This is a genomic window from Luteibacter sp. TLI7-4A, from assembly GCF_056754745.1.
Genome location: NZ_JBPGWO010000001.1, coordinates 1,524,971 through 1,542,557, shown reverse-complemented (window position 1 = coordinate 1,542,557; position 17,587 = coordinate 1,524,971). Strand labels below are relative to the sequence as shown.

Below are 17,587 nucleotides of genomic sequence, written 5' to 3'. Positions count from 1 at the left end.
TCATGCGCGCGCAAGACGACGACAAGCCGTACGACGACATCAACATCACGCCGATGCTCGACCTGGCGTACGTGTTGCTCGTCATCTTCATCATCATGACCACCGCGTCGGTGCAGGGCATCAAGGTGAACCTGCCCAAGGCCAGCGCGGCGGTGAGCATGGCCAAGCCGCAGACCAAGGCCATCACCATTTCGGACACGGGTCAGATCTTCCTCGACGCCTACCCGGTGACACTCGCCGAACTGGAGCAGCGCCTGCGTTCGCTGAAGGCGATCACGCCGGATTTCCCGGTGGTGGTGAAGGGCGATGCCACGGTCCAGTACCAGAAGGTGATGGACATCCTCGACCTGCTGCGTCGCGTGGACCTGCCGCAGGTCGGCCTGGTCACCGGCAAGTCGCCGAAGGGATGAACGCGTGACCTCGTCCCCATCCCCTCGTCGCCAACGCCGCCGCTGGATCGGTCCCGCGGTCGGCGTGGTGGCCATCCTGCTGCTCGGCGCGCTGGTCTGGCATTTCGCCTCCAGCAGCGTCGGCGTGCGGCGGGAGGCGCCGCGCATCGCCACGATCACGCCCTTGCCACCGCCGCCGCCGCCGCCGAAGGAAAAGCCGCCGGAACCGAAGAAGCTCGAAGACGAGATGAAACCCGTCGACGACAAGCCGCAGGACCAGCCGGAGAAGCCGGTGGACGCGCCCAAGCCGAGCGACGATGTCGCCAGGAACGTGACGATCGATGGTGACGCCCAGGCCGGCACCGACGCCTTCAACATCGGCGCGGGCGACGGCGGCGGCATGGTCGGTTCCGGTGGCGGCACCGGCACGGGCACGGGCAGCTACGACCAGTACCTGGGTTATGCGATCCAGCAGGCGGTGCAGCGCGACGACCGGGTCAACCGCCTCGTGTTCGACGTGCGCGCCGACATCTGGCTCGACGCCGGCGGACGTCTCACCCGCGCCGAACTGGTCGGCTCCAGCGGCAACACGAAAACGGACGAGGCCTTGATCGACGCCTTGCGCGCGATGCCGCGCATCGACGTGGCGCCGCCCTCGTCCCTGCATTTCCCCTTGCGCGTGGCCATCCGCGGGAAGCGTCCCGCATGAGCACCGTCAATACCACCCGGAGAGTTCGCATGATCATCGGAAAGGCCCGCCATCGCCCCGCGCGCGCCATCTTGGCCGCCGCCATCGGCCTGGCGATCTTCGCAGGCTCGGCGCATGCGCAAAGCGCGCCCTCGGACAACGCCACGATCAACCTCGTCCGCCTGCTGGTGAAACGTGGTGTGCTGACGCAGTCGGACGCGGATGGCCTCATCGCGCAGGCGAACGCCGAGGCCGCCCAGGCGCAGAAGCTGGCCGGTACGGCCAATGCCGCGCCGGCCACGCCAGGGCAGGTGCGTGTCACCTACGTGCCGGAAGTGGTGCGTAACCAGATCAAGGACGAACTGCGCCAGGAAGTGGTCGCGCAGGCCAGGACGGAGCATTGGGCCGAGCCGGGCAAGCTGCCGGAGTGGCTCGACCGGATCAGCTGGTCCGGCGACATGCGCGTGCGCGACGAGTTCCACTACTACGACAAGGGCAACGCCTATCCGGTCGTGGACTTCGCGCAACTGAACCGTACCGGTCCCTATGACCTCAATGGCGCGAACCCGCCGCCGTTGCTCAACACCCTGGAGAACCGCACCAATTCGCTGCGCATCCGCGCACGGCTGGGCGTGAACGTGGACCTGGGCAACGACGTGACCGCGGGCATCCGCATCGGCACGGGCAACGACAACAATCCGGTCTCCACCACGCAGACCCTCGGTGGCGGCCTGGCCAAGAAGGACCTCTGGCTCGACCAGGCCTGGCTGGCGTGGAAGCCGACCGATTGGGCGCAGGTGATCGGCGGACGCATGCCCAATCCCTTCATGAGCACCGACCTGGTCTATTCCAACGACCTGAACTTCGACGGCATCGTCGGCAAGTTCAATGTGCCGGTGACCGACGAGATCGGCGCGTTCGCCAACGTCGGAATGTTCCCGATCGAGTACCAGGCCGACGACTTCCCCTCGCAGCAGGGCATCAAGAACGCGAGCCGCGACAAGTGGATGACGGGCGCGCAGCTCGGCGGCACGTGGCGCTTCAACGAGGATACGCAGTGGAAGCTGGCGCTCGCCTACTACCGCTTCGACCATATGCGTGGCGAATTGTCGTCCCCGTGCTCGATCTACCTCGGCGTGAATTTCTGCGACACCGACGCGACGCGCTCGGCCTTCATGCAGAAGGGCAATTCGCTGTTCCTGATCCGCGACATCGTGCCTGACCCGAACTCGCCCAGCAGTTATGCCCAGCCGCAGTTCGTGGGCCTGGTCTACGACTACCACGTGGCCGACGTGAACACGCAGCTGGACATGAAGGTGGCCGATACGCCGCTGCGTCTCGAGGCCGACTACATCCGCAACATGGCCTATCACCGTGCGGACGCTTTCCGTCCGGGGGTGGGGCTGAACCGCCTGGTCAACAATTTCGGCGCGGGCGACTTCAGCGAGAACACCTACAAGAGCGGCCCCGTCGGCTGGATGGTCCGGGCCACGCTCGGCGATGTGAATCCGCATGCGGCCGGCGACTGGAACGTGGCCCTTGCCTACAAGTACCTGCAGCCGGACGCGACGCTCGACGGCCTGACCGATACGGACTTCCACCTCGGTGGCACCAATGCCAAGGGCTTCATCCTCGGCGGCAGCTACGGGATCTCGCCGTATGCCTGGCTGAGCGCGCGCTATTTCAACGCGAAGGAAGTGTTCGGGCCGCCGCTGTCGATCGACGTCTTCCAGCTCGAAATGAATGCCCGGTTCTAAGGAGGCGACATGAAACGCACCCTCATCGCCATCGCGCTGTTCTCCGTGCTGCCCCAGGCGTTCGCACAGACCGCCAGCCTGGAAAGCCGGATGCGCGACCAGCTGCGCGAGACGCGCACGCAATTGCAGGAGCTCCAGGCGCAGCAATCGCAGTGGACCGCCGAGAAGGCCGCACTGGAGAAGGAGCGCGACGACGCGAAGAAGGAAGCCGAGACGGCGCGCGCGGGGGCGAAGTCTTCGTCGGCCATGTCGCCGGAAGCGAGCCGCGCATTGGCCACGGAGCGGCAGCGTCGCGAGGCGGCGGAGGCCAGCCTGCAAAGAGGCAAGGCAGACATGGATGCGTCCGCGGTCGCGCTGCGCACGGCGGAAGCCGAGCGCGCGCGGCTTGCCAGGGAACTCGACGCGGCGAAGGGGCAGGTGGATGCCTGCACCGCCCGCAACGTACAGATGTATCGCGTGGGCCAGGAAGTGATCGCGGCCTACGAGAACATCGATATGGGCGACATCGTCGGTTCGCGCCAGCCATTCGCCGCGAAGTCGCGGGTGAAGCTGGAGGCGGCGGCGCAGTCGTTCGGCGACCGGCTTTACGAACAGCGTTTCGATCCCCGCGCCGGCCAGGCGTCGGCCGGGCAATGACACCGCATCGCGAGGCAGTCCATGTATCCCGATCATGAGCTTTCGTCGCTGCCCGAGTACCGCGCGCCAAGGCCGCGGCCGTCACGTGCCCGCGCCGAGGTGGATGCACGGACCTGTGGCATGAGCTGCATGCACGCGCTCGCTGAAATGCTGCGGCAGCTGTACGCGGCCCGGCAAGGCAGGGCGGCGGATGTGCTGATGGATCGCTGCTCTCGGGAGGCGCTGGAAAAGCTCCTGCGTGAATCCTCGGCCTTCCTCGGGTCGCGAGTGCGTTACGCGGTGGAAGACCGACTGCGCCACCGCAAGCCCCAACTGGACGATACCGCGCTGCCGACGATCCGTGCGATCGCCAGCGTGCTCAACGCGTGGCTGCACGACGGACGCCGCCTGGCGATCCGGTCGGTGCTGCGCGAACTCAGCGTCGAGGAGCTGAAAGAGCTCGCCGCGCTGCCTGAACTCAATGATGAAGTGGCGACGATGACCGGTGATTTCTCATGATCGTTCGTACGAAGACCCCCAGCGACACGCGTCACCCGAACGCGGTCAAGCCACGCCCGGCCTTGCGTCGCCGCGCGATGTGCCAGTTCATCGCGCTGGCGTTGTTCGGTGGCGCCGCGCATGCGGCGACACCGCCGGCGTTCAGCCCGGGGTGGTTCGCCACCAAACAGCCGGGTGCCACGCAGCCGGCCACGCCTTCGCCGGGCGGCGGCGCGACGGGTAACGGGGGCAACGTCTTCACGCCCGGCAACGTGATGCTGCAGCAACGCGTGCAGCAGTCGATCGCCAACCTCGATGCCGCCGCGCAGGCCGTGGCCGCGCAGATGAGCGCGCAGAAGAGCGCCCAGGCCGCCGCCCAGGCGCTGGCCTCCAACGTGCCCGACGGCCTGGGCAAGGGTGGCCTGCAGGTCGACAGCCACGCCGGTACGGACCCTTCGCTGTGGCAGAACGCCAACGCGCCGACACAGTCCGTCGCGAGCGGGCAGACCACGGTACAGGTCAAGCAGAACGCGCCCAAGGCCATCATGACCTGGGAGACGTTCAACGTCGGCCGCCATACGACCGTGCATTTCGACCAGACCGCCGGTACGCGGACGGATGGCAGCAACCAGTGGATCGCGCTGAACCGTGTCAACGACCCGTCGGGGAAGCCGAGCGAGATCCTCGGGCAGATCAAGGCGGAGGGTACGGTTTACCTGCTCAACCGCAACGGCATGATCTTCGGCGGCGGTGCGCAGGTGGATACGCATTCGTTGATCGTAAGTTCGTTGGATCTGTTCAGCAACGACGTGACGAAGAGCAATGCGTTCTTCCTGAAGAACGGTATCGGAGCTACGCAGGACAACGAGAACATCCTCGGCCCCGACGGAGGGGTCAAGGGCTTTCTGGTGAGTGGGGCAGTGGAAGGCCACGGCGAAGACCACCGTGGCGTAGTCACGGTCGAGAAGGGTGCGTCCATCGACGCGGCGAAGGACGGCTTCGTCATCGTCGCCGCCACCGGCGTCCAGCAGGATGGCCGGATAACCGCGGACGACGGGCAGGTAATCCTCGCCGCGGCACCGGGTCTCGTCGCAAAGTCGAACTCGACGGGTGCGCTGGCGGTGGGGGCAAGCGAAACGTCTTCCACGTCGCTGTTTGATCCGCACATGGAGGTGATCAATACAGGCCTTGTCCAGGCCCGTCGCGGGAGCATCCAATGGATCGGCGATGCGATGGAGCAGGCGGGCGTGGTGGTGAGTTCCACCAGCCTCAGCCATCCGGGAAGCATTTCCTTCAGCCTCGTGACCGGTGCCGCGAAACCCATCGTCTTTGGTGGCCGCTCGGTCACCACGGTCCTTCCCGAGAAAGACGGAGAAACCACGACCTCGTCACCATCGGCCGACGCGGCCTTCGTGACCAGCAGGGTGGACGTCGGGCTCGATGCCGTCATGCAGAGCGGCGCATTGATGGAGGTGCCGGCAGGCCACGTGACGTTCTCACGGGATGCCTATATCGACGATGGCGCGACCATCGACGTCTCCGGGCTTGCCAATGTCACCCTGCCGATGTCCGCTTTGCTGGTGACCATTCCACGTATCGGCCTGAACGAACTGGCCAACTCTCCCCTGCTCAAGAACAGCTTCCTCTACACGGCAAAGAACGTGGCGGTCGATACGTCGCGCGGCGGCACGCGCGCGGACGGGCTGGACTGGGTGGGAAGCCCGGTACTCAACGTGGCTGGCTACGTCAGCAACGTGCCACGTGACATCCAGCAGTTGATGATCAATGCGGGCACGATAGCTTTCCAGAACAATGCCGTCATTCGCACGGGCGCCCAGCTTCGGCTGGAAGGCGGTTTCATCAACTACCTGCCGGGCTACGTCCAGACACCTCGCCTGCAGGGTGCCAACGGGCTCATCTATGACATCGCCGCCGCCGATCCCGACGTTCAATACGCGGGGTTCGCAGGCGTCTTCGACAGCGAGCACGCTCGTTGGGGAGTGACCGAATCCTTCGTGTCCAGCCCGCTGCTGGCGAACACGAAGCGCTGGGACCCCGGCTTCATCAAGGGCGGAGACGCCGGCACGCTTTCCTTTGGACTAAGCACGGATAACAGTCAGGCTTACCAGTTCATCATCGATGGCGATGTCAGTGCGCACGCCTATGCCGGCCGTGAGCAGGTCGCTAACGGTTCCCAGCCGCTGGCGGGTACGCTCGACATCCGTTCGCGCGACCTCGCCTCGGTGGGCGACAGCGTCAACATCGGCCAGTCGGTAGCGGTCAACTACCTGATCGAAGACCGAAGCCAGCCGATCCAGGCCTTCGTTCCCGACTTCGACGAAGACAGCACGCTTCCCGCACGAAACGGCGATCCGACCGACCCGGACAATCCGTCCTACTGGCTCCGGCTTTCGACCGCGATGATCGACAACGCGGGCTTCCGCCGGCTCAAGCTGAGTACACCGGGTGCGGTGCTGTTGAAGGAAGGCTCCACCCTGCATCTCGCCGATGGTGGCGAGGTCGACATCGCCGGGACGAGCGTCGATATAGAGGGGGCCATCGTCACGCACGGTGGCAGCATCACACTCGGGTCGCGTGGACAGGCGGGAATCAAGGCCGACAATCTTCCCACCTTCATCAACGTGGGAAGTGGAGGGCGCCTGGACACGAGCGGGCTCTGGGTGAACGATACGGGTCGCCCTGCCGATGGGATCGAGGGCCGCGCGTTCATCGACGGCGGCTCGGTGACGTTGTCGGCCTGGAAGGGCGGCGAGCCGTCCACGGATATCACGCCCGACATCACGATGGAACGCGGCAGCGTCATCGACGTCTCTGGCGGTGGCTATGTCGGTGTCGACGGGCGCCTTGCCATGGAGGGCGACCTGCCTGCCGGACGGGGCGGTGATGTCACGGTGGCGACACATACCGATGACGGCATGAACAAGTACGCATTCACCGCGACCCCCGCCGATCTGCTGGGCGGCGCCATCTTGCTGGACGGAACCCTCGTTGGCGGCGGATTCTCCGGCGGCGGGACGCTCACTTTGCATGCGCCCCGAATCCAGGTGGGTGGAACATCGCAGGACGACGACGGGGCGTGGACGATGTACCTCGACCCGTCGTTCTTCCGTGGGCAGGGTTTCTCGGGCTACAACCTCGTTGCCGACACGGATGTCGTCGTCGCGCCGGGCACCGCCCTCGAGGTTCGGCCTACCTACATGGTGGCCGACCGTTCCGCGCTTCTCACACTCGGCAGCCGGACATCGCTGCTGCCATCGGGAGGCGATGGAATCGTCGGCATCGGCGAGGTCGGTGCTTATGATAACTACCTGCATCGGCAGGCTGGCGACGGCATTTCCTTTCAGGCGGGCCTCTACCAGATGTGGCAGGCACCGGCCCCCGGTAGCGACAGGAAGTACGCGGCCTATACCGGCTCCGTCATCATCGGAGATGGCGCACGAGTCGATGTCGGTGCCGGCGATACCATCGCACTAAGCGGCGTCGGCAAGGTGGTCGTCGACGGAACGCTGGCTGCCAGGGGCGGCGACATCCAGCTGCACAATCTGGGCAGCGGAGCGCACGTGCTGTCGGAAGGACGTGGCGTATGGCTCGGCGCCGGTAGCGTCATCGATGCGAGCGGCGTGTCGCTGCTGGACCCGACCGCGCCAGCGCTGCCCGGGCAGGGGGCCACGCCAGCGGTGCAGCGAACCGGCGTCGTGCTTGGCGGCGGCGATATCGAAGTGCAATCCGACGCCTATGTCGTCGCGGAGCGCGGTGCGGCCGTCGATTTTTCCGGTGCCAGCGACAACTTCGACCTTCCCTCCGATGGACGGCGCAATGGCGTGGTGTCGACGGTATACCAGCCTACGCCGGTATGGAGCGACGGTGGGTCGTTCAATCTCGAAGCGGCGAAAGGCCTTTTCTTCGACGCTTCGATTGACGGACACGGTGGTGCGGATGCGGCACGAGGCGGACGGTTCAGCCTCGCCGCACGCTATCCGGCGGAGTTCGCACCGGGGCAGAACGTGCCTCTGTTCATCCAGCAAAGCGGCTGGTTCGCTCCCGTCGACGCCGACCCTCTGGCCCTGAAAGATCCAGGTTCGCCAGACGACGGCAACCTGCGTTTCGCCATCGACAGGCTCGAAGGTGCCGGGCTCGACGATGTGCTGATCGGCCGTTCGTTCGTCGACCACGACACGACGGTGAAGCCGGCCAGCGTGGTTTTCGCGGGCGATGTCGCCCTTCGGACGGCCCGTAGCATCCAGGTGCAGGCGAGCACGTTGACGACCGCCGGGGCGGACGCACGAGCCGTACCTTCCGCCGTCACGGTCGTCGGTGACGGCGGCGACGTGACCCTCTCGGCGCCTTACGTGTCGCTTCTCGGCGCGGAGACGGTCGACCGGCCGAGCGCGGCCACCGGTGATGGAAGGTTGACGGTCAACGCGGACTTCATCGATCTCGGCGGGCGCATCTCGCTTTCCGGTATGGGCAACGCGTCGTTCAACTCCAGCGGTGACGTTCGTTTCATCAATCCGCTCTCGGGTACCGAAGCAGGCTGGCTCTACAGCACGGGTGACCTCGACTTCACCGGCACGCGTGTCTATCCCGCCACCGATTACCATTTCCTCGTCGATGCGACCAACCCGTCCGCGAAGACGACCATCACCTTCCATCAGGCATCCCAGCGCGACGACACGACGCCGCTTTCCGCAGGCGGCGTGCTTGCGGTGGGTGCCGACACCATCGAACAGCAGGGAACGCTGTGGGTCCCCTCCGGATCGCTGGCGTTGGGCACGGACGATCCCGCCGCGACGATCGCCGCGCTCGGACTCGACGCGTCGGTCCCGCTCGGCGTGACCGGGCAGGTTCACCTCGCCCCGGGCAGCGTGACGTCGGTGTCGCTCGATGGCGCCGTCGTGCCGTATGGCAGCACGGTCGATGGCAAGGACTGGCATTACGACGTGCCCAACGCGCTCGCGGACCGGTTGATCACCGCGCCGCCGGAGAAATCCATCTCCATCGCAGGCGACAACGTGGCGGTGGACGGTGGAGCGCGCGTGGACCTGTCCGGTGGCGGCCATGTGCAGGCCAGCGAGTGGGTGCCGGGTACCGGTGGCTCGCGCGACGTGCTTTCTCAGTACCAGACGGATTTCAGTCAGTCCACGCAGGGCACCCAGGTTCCGTTGTACGGCGACGGCCGTGCCGTCTACGCCATCGTTCCCGGCTATCACGCTCCGTTGTCAGCGCGTGACCTCGCGCTCGAGAATGGCACGGGCGTGGGTCCGGCCATGGGGCAGGGCGTCTACCTTTCCGGTGTGCCCGGCCTGCCGGACGGCGTCTACACCTTGCTTCCGGCCCGTTATGCGACCTTGCCCGGCGCGTTCCGCGTCGTGCAGAACACGAGCGTGTCCGATCCCGTCGTCGGACGCGTGGCGACGGCGCCCGATGGCACCGTGGTCGCGTCGGGCTATTTCACCGATACGCTCACCGGCGCGCGCGACGCGCGTTCGAGCAGCTTCCTGGTGCAGTCCGCGAAGGTCTGGGGCCAGTACTCGGAATACTCGCTGACGTCGGCGGACACGTTCTTCGCCGATGCCGCGGCACGTGCGGGCGACGTCGCGCCGCAACTCGGCGCGGATGCGGGGCGCCTGACACTGGCGGCGACATCGTCGCTGACCCTGGGTGCGACGCTGGACGCGGCTCCCGCAACGGGCGGACGCGGTTCCCAGGTGGACATCGCAGGGGATGCCATCCAGGTTCTCGGCGGCACGGGCGTGGCCCGCGACGGTTACCTGCATGTCGATGCAGGGGACTTGTCGCAGCTTGGAGCGGGTAGCCTGTTGATCGGAGGCAAGCGCAGCCGCGAATCCGATGGCGACCGGGTGGCGGTCATCGCAAACGACGTGCTTCTTTCCAACGATGTGGCACACGCGTTGCAGGGTTCGGAGGTCATTCTCGCCGCGAAGGACAACGTGACGCTCGACGCGGGAAGCTCGCTTCGGGCCAACGCATCGACGGACGCGCCGTCTCCCGCCCTCCTGATCGGTAACCTGGCGACGAGCGGTTCCACGGCGACGAGCGGCGACGGCGCGTTGGTGCGCGTGTCCGGAACGGATGCCGCCCCGATCGTCCGCCGCAACGTCACCGGGCTCGACGGCGCGGCAGGTGCACCGGCTGGCAACCTGACGATAGGCGACGGCGCGTCCCTGGTATCGGGACAGTCGATCAGCATGGATGCGACCGGTCTCACGTCGATCGCGGACCAGGCGACCCTGGCTTCACCGTCCATCGACGTGACGGCCGGGCGTATCGCACTTTCGGGCCGTGATCCATCCACGCAGGACCAGGCCGGCCGTCTTCTCATCGGCCCGCATATCCTGGCCCAGCTCGCCGGTACCGAGATGACGGTGCTGCGTGGCCGGTCGGGTATCGATCTCGTCGGCGACGTCGCCCTCGGCGTTTCGCACGCATTGACCCTGAGTACGCCGGAAATCGTCAGTGACGGCGGACAGGCTGTCCTCGGTGCCGACAGCGTCGTGCTGGAAAACGATACGGGCGTGGCCCCGGGAACCGTCGGGGCGGGCAGTGGCCACCTGCGCATCGACGCAGGCGATCTTCATACAGGTAACGGCGATCTCACGTTCGGTGGATTGGCCGGTGTCGACGTTCGTGCCGGCCGTGGCATGTTCGCCTCGGGCACGGGCACCCTGAACACGGGTGCGGCCAACTTCGCCGCCGTCACCCCGCTGGTGTCGGTGGACAATGGTGCCGACGCACATTGGACGGGTCAAGGAGCATTCCAGCTGACGGGACCCGCACAAGGTGACGTCGGCGGTGCCGATGCGGCGGCGGGCAGGCTGGAGATCGAGGCGGCGGCGATCGACGTGGGCACGCGTGTGTCGGCACGTGGCGGGAAGCTCAGCCTCCACGCCACCACCGGCGATATCCACGTGGATGACGGAGCGGTCATCGACCTCTCCGGCCTGTCGTTGCCATTCAACGACACGACGGTGAACGTACCGGGAGGCTCGCTCGCGATCCGCGCGGACCAGGGCGATATCCGGATGGACACGGGTGCGGACATCGACCTGCGCGGCGGCACCAAGGGTGGCAACGGGGGCAGGCTCGACCTTCGCGCGGAATCCGGGATGGTCGATCTCTCGGGCAACCTGAGTGGGGCGGCGGCTTCCGGATACCTGGGCGCCACGTTGTCCATCGATTCCGCCGGTGCGTTCGACCTGGGTTCGCTGGCCGGGGCGATGGCCGCGGGCGGCGTGGACGGCGGCGTATCGGTGCGCACACGCGAGGGCGATCTTTCGCTTTCCGCGGGACAGACACTTCGTGCCCATCTCGTCGACCTCACGGCCGACGGCGGCAGCATCGGTATCGGTGGAACCATCGATGCATCGGGTACGTTTGGTGGGTCCATCGATCTCTTCGGTGCACGTGGCGTGGATATCGACGGTGTCCTCGACACCCACGCCTCGGCGGAAGGACGGCACGGTGGCGATATCCAGATAGGAACCTCCGGTACGGGCAACGGATCGCTGAATGGCCAGTATGGCTACCAGAATGTCGACGCCGCCGATGCCGGACATATCCGTATCGGCGCCGGCGCGCGCATCGAGCAAGGTGGCGACACGGCGAATGGCCGCCTCTATCTGCGGGCACCGCTCCTGTCCAACGGCGATACGCCGGTCGATATCGCTGGAAGCGCGAGCTTCGCCCATACGCGCGACACGACGCTGGAGGTCTACGCCACCTGGGACACGCGCGACGTAGTGACCGACCCCACGAAGCACTTCGATGGCCTGGTCGATCCATCGGGCTGGTTCCGCGCTGACCCGACCACGGGAAAGGCGGTACTGGTAGACGGCGTCTTCACGGACGGCAACGGCGGAGCGGTGACGGGTCCCGATCCGGCCGACTTCGCCCAGGTCATGGATTTCCTCTCGCGTTATACCTTCACGCCCGCCGCGATCAACACGGATCACGCCACGTTCTACGGCTACGCCGGCGGTGACGAGGCGCAGGGCGCGGGCACGCTCATGGGTTTCGTCCAGTCTCCTGGCTTTACCTTCGAATCGCGCCTATCCGCCGCTCCTGGGTTGCATGTCAGGCCAGGTATCGAATTGCGTGCCGGTGACGACAACGGAAGCGCGGGAACCATCGACGTGCTCACGCCGTGGAACCTGGGCGCGGGCAAGCGTGACGCCAATGGCAATCTCGACCTCGTCTATCGTTATCAGGGACAGGCGCCGGTTCTGAGCCTGCGTGCGGCGGGCGACTTGAATGTCTATGCGAGCATCACCGATGGGTTCTTCCAGGACGGCAATGCCGGCGGCGGCGCCGGTGCCACGCCGGACATGGCGGACTGGGCGGCGGCAAGCGCGGCATGGACCACGGTGCTCGACCTCGGCAATGGCATCGACGGAACGCCCAATGCCTTCGATGGAAGCCCCCTGGCGACGCCGCCCGTGGAGCTCACCTCGGGCGATCCGGTGGCAATCGCCGAGTACTACGGGCAGTACGTGGCATATGCGACCTACCTGTCCTCTGCGATTCCCGGCTTCGATCCGTATCATCCGGCGGACGTCATTCTTACCGGTCTCGGCTACGGCATCCTCGTGCCGGTGACGAATCCGCCCGCGCCACCGGCACTGCCCACTAACATGAATAGTTACGTGGGTTACTTGGCTGCGTACAAGGCATACCTTCCGCAAGCGATCGCCGCCTCGGACTATCTCGGCTCGTTGGGGGTGCCCGAGAATTTCCAGGGACTCGTTGCTCCGCCAACCACCCTCGATATCATCGATACCAGCGCACCGGTGGACAACAGCCCGTCGCCGCATGCCGTAGGCACGAACCCATTACCGTTGCTGAGTGCGAGCCTCACCGGTGGATCGAGCAGTTCGTATCGTTTCGTCGCGGGTGCGGACCTCGGGTCGTCGGACCCGCTGGCGACGATGGCGGGTGCTGTCGCGAACCTTCACCTCGGCGGCCACACGGAGTATCACGACCCCATCACCGGCAAGGTTCTCGCCGCACCGACGCTGGTCCGCACCGGTACGGGCGATATCGATATCGTCGCGGCGGGCGATGTGCGGTGGGACGATACGAAAGCCCCAGCCGCCGTGTACACCGCGGGCGAGGCGGCCGATGGCACCCAGACCGACACGGGCGCATCCATCCTCAGGCCCTCGACCAACGGCAACCTCATCGACTCGGCGACGCCCGAACTCGTGCTTTCCGGCGCGGTCAACCCGGTCAACGCGGGTCGCATCGGACTGCATGCGGGTGGTGACATCATCGGTTTACAGGACACCGTCGACGCCGACGGGTCGCTGACTGGGACCGCGGGTGCATCCACCGCGCAGTACTGGTGGCCGTGGATGCAGACGACGAACTCCGAGACGCGATCGTCGATCAACTTCGGTGCGTTCGACCAAGGAGTCATGAGTGCGGGCGGTGATGTCGACGTGTCGGCTGGTGGTGACATCCGCCAGCTTTCGGTGTCCTTGCCCACGACCTGGACGATCGCGACAGCCGGCGACGGCAGCCGCTCGCTGCAAACCCATGGCGGCGGCGATCTTGCCGTGCGCGCGGGTGGCGACATCCTCAGCGGCAGTTATTTCGTCGCGAAGGGGCAGGGCAGCATCCAGGCCGACGGCCGTATCGGTGCCGATTTTTCAATGAACTACACGGCTCCGGATGGCAGCCGCGGCACCATGCCCGTGTCCACACTCATTGCCTTGCAGGACAGCCAATGGGACGTGCAGGCAGGCGGGTCGGTCAGCCTGGGCGGCATCTTCAATCCCTCCTGGCTCGACTCGGCGGCTGTGAACGAACTTGCGTCCGCGCATCATGCGGACGGCCAGTCGTATTCGGGTTCGTCCAGGATCGACGTCAGTGCCTATGGCGGCGACCTCACCTATGGCGATCTCACGGCACCTTTGCAGTTGATGATTGCCGGCATCAGTAGCCTCAACAGCTCGACCGCCGATACGGCAGGTGACATCCTGCCCGCGACGGTAAATCTGATCGCAGCGAACGGCAGCCTTGACCTCAAGGCATCCGGTGAGCTTTTCCCTTCCACGGATGGCAATCTCGGTCTCCTCGCAAAAGATTCGATACGTGTGGACTTTCCCGTTACGGGGCTTGGATGGCGTTACTCCTGGGGCCTCATCGACGCTCCTCTGTCGTCCATGGCATCGCCTCTGAACCTGGCGTCGCTCGTAGATTCAAGCACGTCGGCGGCAGCGCAGGTTCGGACGAACGGGTATCTTGGCGTCCAATTGCTGAGTTCACCGGAAACCCAGAGCTACATCCATGCCGCGCAACCCTGGCACGCCGACGACACGCAGCCGGTTCGGATGTATGCATTGGAGGGCGACATCGTCAACGGATCGGGAGGTGGTTTTGCCGGCATGCTTCTTACGACGTCAAAGGAAACCCGAGTTCAGGCCGGACGCGATATCGTCGATCTCGCATACATGGGTCAGCAGTTGCAAGCTTCCGACATTTCCACCATCGCAGCAGGACGAGATATCTACGACACACCGCTGACGACGGCGGATGTCGATGTCAGCCTTTCTCCGGCGAGGGTATTTCCCGTTCTGGTTCTCGCCGGGCCCGGTTACCTCTACGTGAAAGCTGGCCGCGATATCGGTCGACTCGCGTCGCAGACCGAATTTTTCGGTCTGCCGAGCTTTGTGCAAGACCGCTACATCAATCGATTGCAGCTGCCGGGATCGTCTAGCAACGTCACCGGCATTGACGCCGTGGGGAATATCTACAATCCTAACCTCACACGTGATGGTGCCTCGATCGTGGTCTCGTATGGCGTAGCGAATGGCACGGATCAAGCCGCGTTCATTGCCCGCTACGTCGACCCATCCGCGAAGAAACCCGGCGGTTTGGATGACGAATCGAGGTCCTTGGTTTCCTTCGTGGAAGGCTACGACGCGGGTCTTCCGACCTCCGGTGGCTACACCGTCGACCAGGCATGGCAGCGATTCCAGCAGTTGCCTGACGAGGCGAAAGCCATCTTCGTCCAGCAGACACTCTTCCGTATCCTTAAGCAAGTCGGCAAGGACTACGGCGACGAGGGTAGCTCGTTCGCCGGCATGTATTCGCGTGGTTACGACGCGCTCAACACCTTGTTCCCGGCCTCGTTGGGATATACGGCCAATGGCACGGAAGGCGGGACGAACGGCGCGTCGAACACGATTTCCACCGGTGACCTCGATATCCGCGGAAGCACGATCCAGACACAACGTGGTGGCGATATATCGATCGTGGCTCCCGGTGGCCAGGCGCTGCTCGGAAGCGCTTCGGCGCCACCGGTCGTGGTGGACCCGAACGGCAAGGTGCTGGCGGGTCCCAATACGCAAGGCATCCTGACCCTGCAGCAAGGCGACATCTCGATCTTCACCGATCGCAGCACGCTCCTAGCTCAGAGCCGTATTTTCACCGAGCAGGGTGGCGACGTGGTGATGTGGAGTTCGAACGGCGATATCAACGCGGGCAAGGGCGCCAAGACCAACAGCGAGATTCCGCCGGTCCGTTACCTCTGCACGGTGGATGCGTGGTGCCTTCAGGACCCGTCCGGCCAGGTGGCCGGTGCCGGCATCGCGACGCTGCAAACCGTTCCGGATGCGCCCGAGGGTTCGGTTTACCTCATGGCACCGCGCGGCACGGTGGATGCCGGTGACGCCGGTATCCGTGTATCGGGCAATCTCGTGATCGCCGCGGCACACGTGGCCAATGCCGATAACGTGCAGGTGAAGGGCGATTCAGTCGGCCTTCCCGTCGTCCAGAGCGTCAATGTCGGAGCGTTGAACGCGGCCAGTTCGGCGGCCAGCGCGGCGACGAAGGCGGCCGAGGACGTGGCACGCCAGCAACAGGCCGACTCGCGCGACCGCCTGCCTTCGATCATTTCGGTGCAGGTGATCGGTGCAAACAGCGGTGCCAGCGTGTCGCCTGTCGGCGGTAACGGGTACGACCCCGACAGTCCCGTGCAGGTCGTGCGCAAAGGTGCCGGAGATGGCCTCACCGATAGCGAACGCAGCCGCTTGCGATGAATGATGCGCGCGTGGGAATGATCACCGTCACCCACGCGCCATCTTCGCTGTCATTGTCATCTCACGTGTCATCATTCAAACGTTGATGCAGGCGTTAACGCTGTCATCGTGTTGGCATGTATCGCGACATCGCCACGTCATTACAGGGACAACTCCCCACCCAATAATCGATATGCCTCCACATGGAGGTTCATCGACTAGGGGTAATACCATGTTCAAGCGTAATGCTAAGGGGAACACCCGCACCAAGCTTGTTACGGGCGCCGTCATGCTGGTCCTCGGCCTTTCGGCCGCTGGCACGGCGATGAGCACGGACACCTTCGGCGGCGGTGCGACACTGCCGGCCGGTGGTTACGTCGGCTTCAATTTCCTCAATCCCGCTCTCAAGCAGTCGGCCAATACCGCGTTCCCGACCTCGGGCGTCGCCGCTGTCAGCAGCACCTCGCTGTTTGGCGCCTGGGCCGCCCGTACCGGAAACAAGGTGTCCTACTGCCAGACCGGCAGCGGTAACGGCAAGAAGATCTTCGACAACTCCGACGGTACGAACCACCTCACGGCCATCGGTGCGTGCGACGGTACGACAATCGGCTTCGGTGCGCCGTCCAGCATCCTGGTGAATCCGCACTTCGCGGGCAGCGATGCTCCGATGTCCGCCACCGAGTACAACTGGTTCGACGTCACCGGCGGCAAGAAGACGCAGTATGGCGAGCCGGTGCAGTTCCCGGCGGTGGCTGGCTCGATCGCGGTGATCTATCGCAAGGACAGCCTGTCGACCCCGCTGAACCTGACCTCCGCGCAGGTCTGCGGCGTGTTCAACGGTTCGATCACGCAGTGGTCGGCGCTGACGGGCAACGCGAGCGACACGTCGACGATCAAGGTCGCGTTCCGTTCCGACGGTAGCGGTACCAGCTTCTCGCTGGCCAACCACATGGCCGCCGCCTGCGCCGGCACGGCCTCGCAGCACTTCATCGTCGACCAGTCGTTCGCCACGGCGATCAGCCAGTACAAGCCGACCATCCCGGCCGGTTGGGTGGGTGCCAGCGGTAACCCGGCCGTCGTCGCCGCCGTCGAGAGTGCCGACGGCACGATCGGCTACGCCGAATCGGCCAACCTGAAGGCGGCCGCTTCCACCGTGCCGCACGTCAAGTACGCCACGGTCGGCGGCAAGGACCCGTATGCCGACTTCCCGGCTTCGCTGGCCGTCCTGGTCAGCTCGGATCGCGTCCTCAGCGGCGTGAACGCCACCACCGGTCGCCCAGTGACGGCTGCGCTCACCCCGTTCGGCCAGACCGGTTGCATGCTCCTGGTCGACCCGGCCGGCTACGCCAACATCACCTCGCGCTATCCGATCATGGCCGTGTCGTACCTGATCGCCAACAACAAGGGCAACACCTCGACCGACGTCGGCGCCGTGCGCGGCCTCGTCGGTTCGGCGTATGCCGACCACACCACGGACGGCGTGACCACCATCGGCGCGAACACGGGCTATGCGTTCCTGTCGTCGACCGCGTTGACCCAGGCCAAGGTCGATTCCTGCGTCAACATCTGATCAATCAC

The 17,587-nt window shown here is 65.4% G+C and carries 7 protein-coding genes; all 7 read left to right on the top strand.

Annotated features, from left to right (window positions below; translation table 11 throughout):
* Window positions 1-2 precede the first annotated feature (2 nt).
* Window positions 3-410: an ExbD/TolR family protein gene (locus ACR9Y6_RS06710; RefSeq protein ID WP_481280606.1), complete on the top strand. Its 408-nt coding sequence runs from the start codon at window positions 3-5 to the stop codon at window positions 408-410.
* Between the two features lie 4 nt (window positions 411-414).
* A complete protein-coding gene (locus ACR9Y6_RS06705) occupies window positions 415-1,098 on the top strand; it encodes an energy transducer TonB family protein (RefSeq protein ID WP_481280605.1) in 684 nt (227 codons plus the stop codon).
* 29 nt (window positions 1,099-1,127) lie between these two features.
* Window positions 1,128-2,834, top strand: coding sequence for a putative porin (locus ACR9Y6_RS06700; protein WP_481280604.1), 1,707 nt, complete (start codon window positions 1,128-1,130; stop codon window positions 2,832-2,834).
* Window positions 2,835-2,843: 9 nt separating this feature from the next.
* Window positions 2,844-3,470, top strand: coding sequence for a hypothetical protein (locus tag ACR9Y6_RS06695; protein ID WP_481280603.1), 627 nt, complete (start codon window positions 2,844-2,846; stop codon window positions 3,468-3,470).
* A gap of 120 nt (window positions 3,471-3,590) precedes the next feature.
* On the top strand, window positions 3,591-3,968 hold the full coding sequence (locus tag ACR9Y6_RS06690; RefSeq protein ID WP_481280602.1) for a hypothetical protein: 378 nt from the start codon (window positions 3,591-3,593) through the stop codon (window positions 3,966-3,968).
* Complete coding sequence (locus ACR9Y6_RS06685) at window positions 3,965-16,030, top strand: filamentous haemagglutinin family protein (RefSeq protein WP_481280601.1); 12,066 nt, start codon at window positions 3,965-3,967, stop codon at window positions 16,028-16,030. The genes ACR9Y6_RS06690 and ACR9Y6_RS06685 overlap by 4 nt, the downstream gene beginning before the upstream one ends.
* Before the next feature lie 268 nt (window positions 16,031-16,298).
* Window positions 16,299-17,579: a substrate-binding domain-containing protein gene (locus ACR9Y6_RS06680; protein WP_481280600.1), complete on the top strand. Its 1,281-nt coding sequence runs from the start codon at window positions 16,299-16,301 to the stop codon at window positions 17,577-17,579.
* Window positions 17,580-17,587: the final 8 nt, after the last annotated feature.

What these genes read in the sequence shown, in the direction of transcription:
- ACR9Y6_RS06685 (WP_481280601.1), top strand. Translation starts at nt 3,965, where the DNA reads ATGATCGTTCGTACGAAGACCCCCAGCGACACGCGTCACCCGAACGCG.
- ACR9Y6_RS06700 (WP_481280604.1), top strand. Translation starts at nt 1,128, where the DNA reads ATGATCATCGGAAAGGCCCGCCATCGCCCCGCGCGCGCCATCTTGGCC.
- ACR9Y6_RS06690 (WP_481280602.1), top strand. Translation starts at nt 3,591, where the DNA reads ATGAGCTGCATGCACGCGCTCGCTGAAATGCTGCGGCAGCTGTACGCG.
- ACR9Y6_RS06695 (WP_481280603.1), top strand. Translation starts at nt 2,844, where the DNA reads ATGAAACGCACCCTCATCGCCATCGCGCTGTTCTCCGTGCTGCCCCAG.
- ACR9Y6_RS06680 (WP_481280600.1), top strand. Translation starts at nt 16,299, where the DNA reads ATGCTGGTCCTCGGCCTTTCGGCCGCTGGCACGGCGATGAGCACGGAC.
- ACR9Y6_RS06710 (WP_481280606.1), top strand. Translation starts at nt 3, where the DNA reads ATGCGCGCGCAAGACGACGACAAGCCGTACGACGACATCAACATCACG.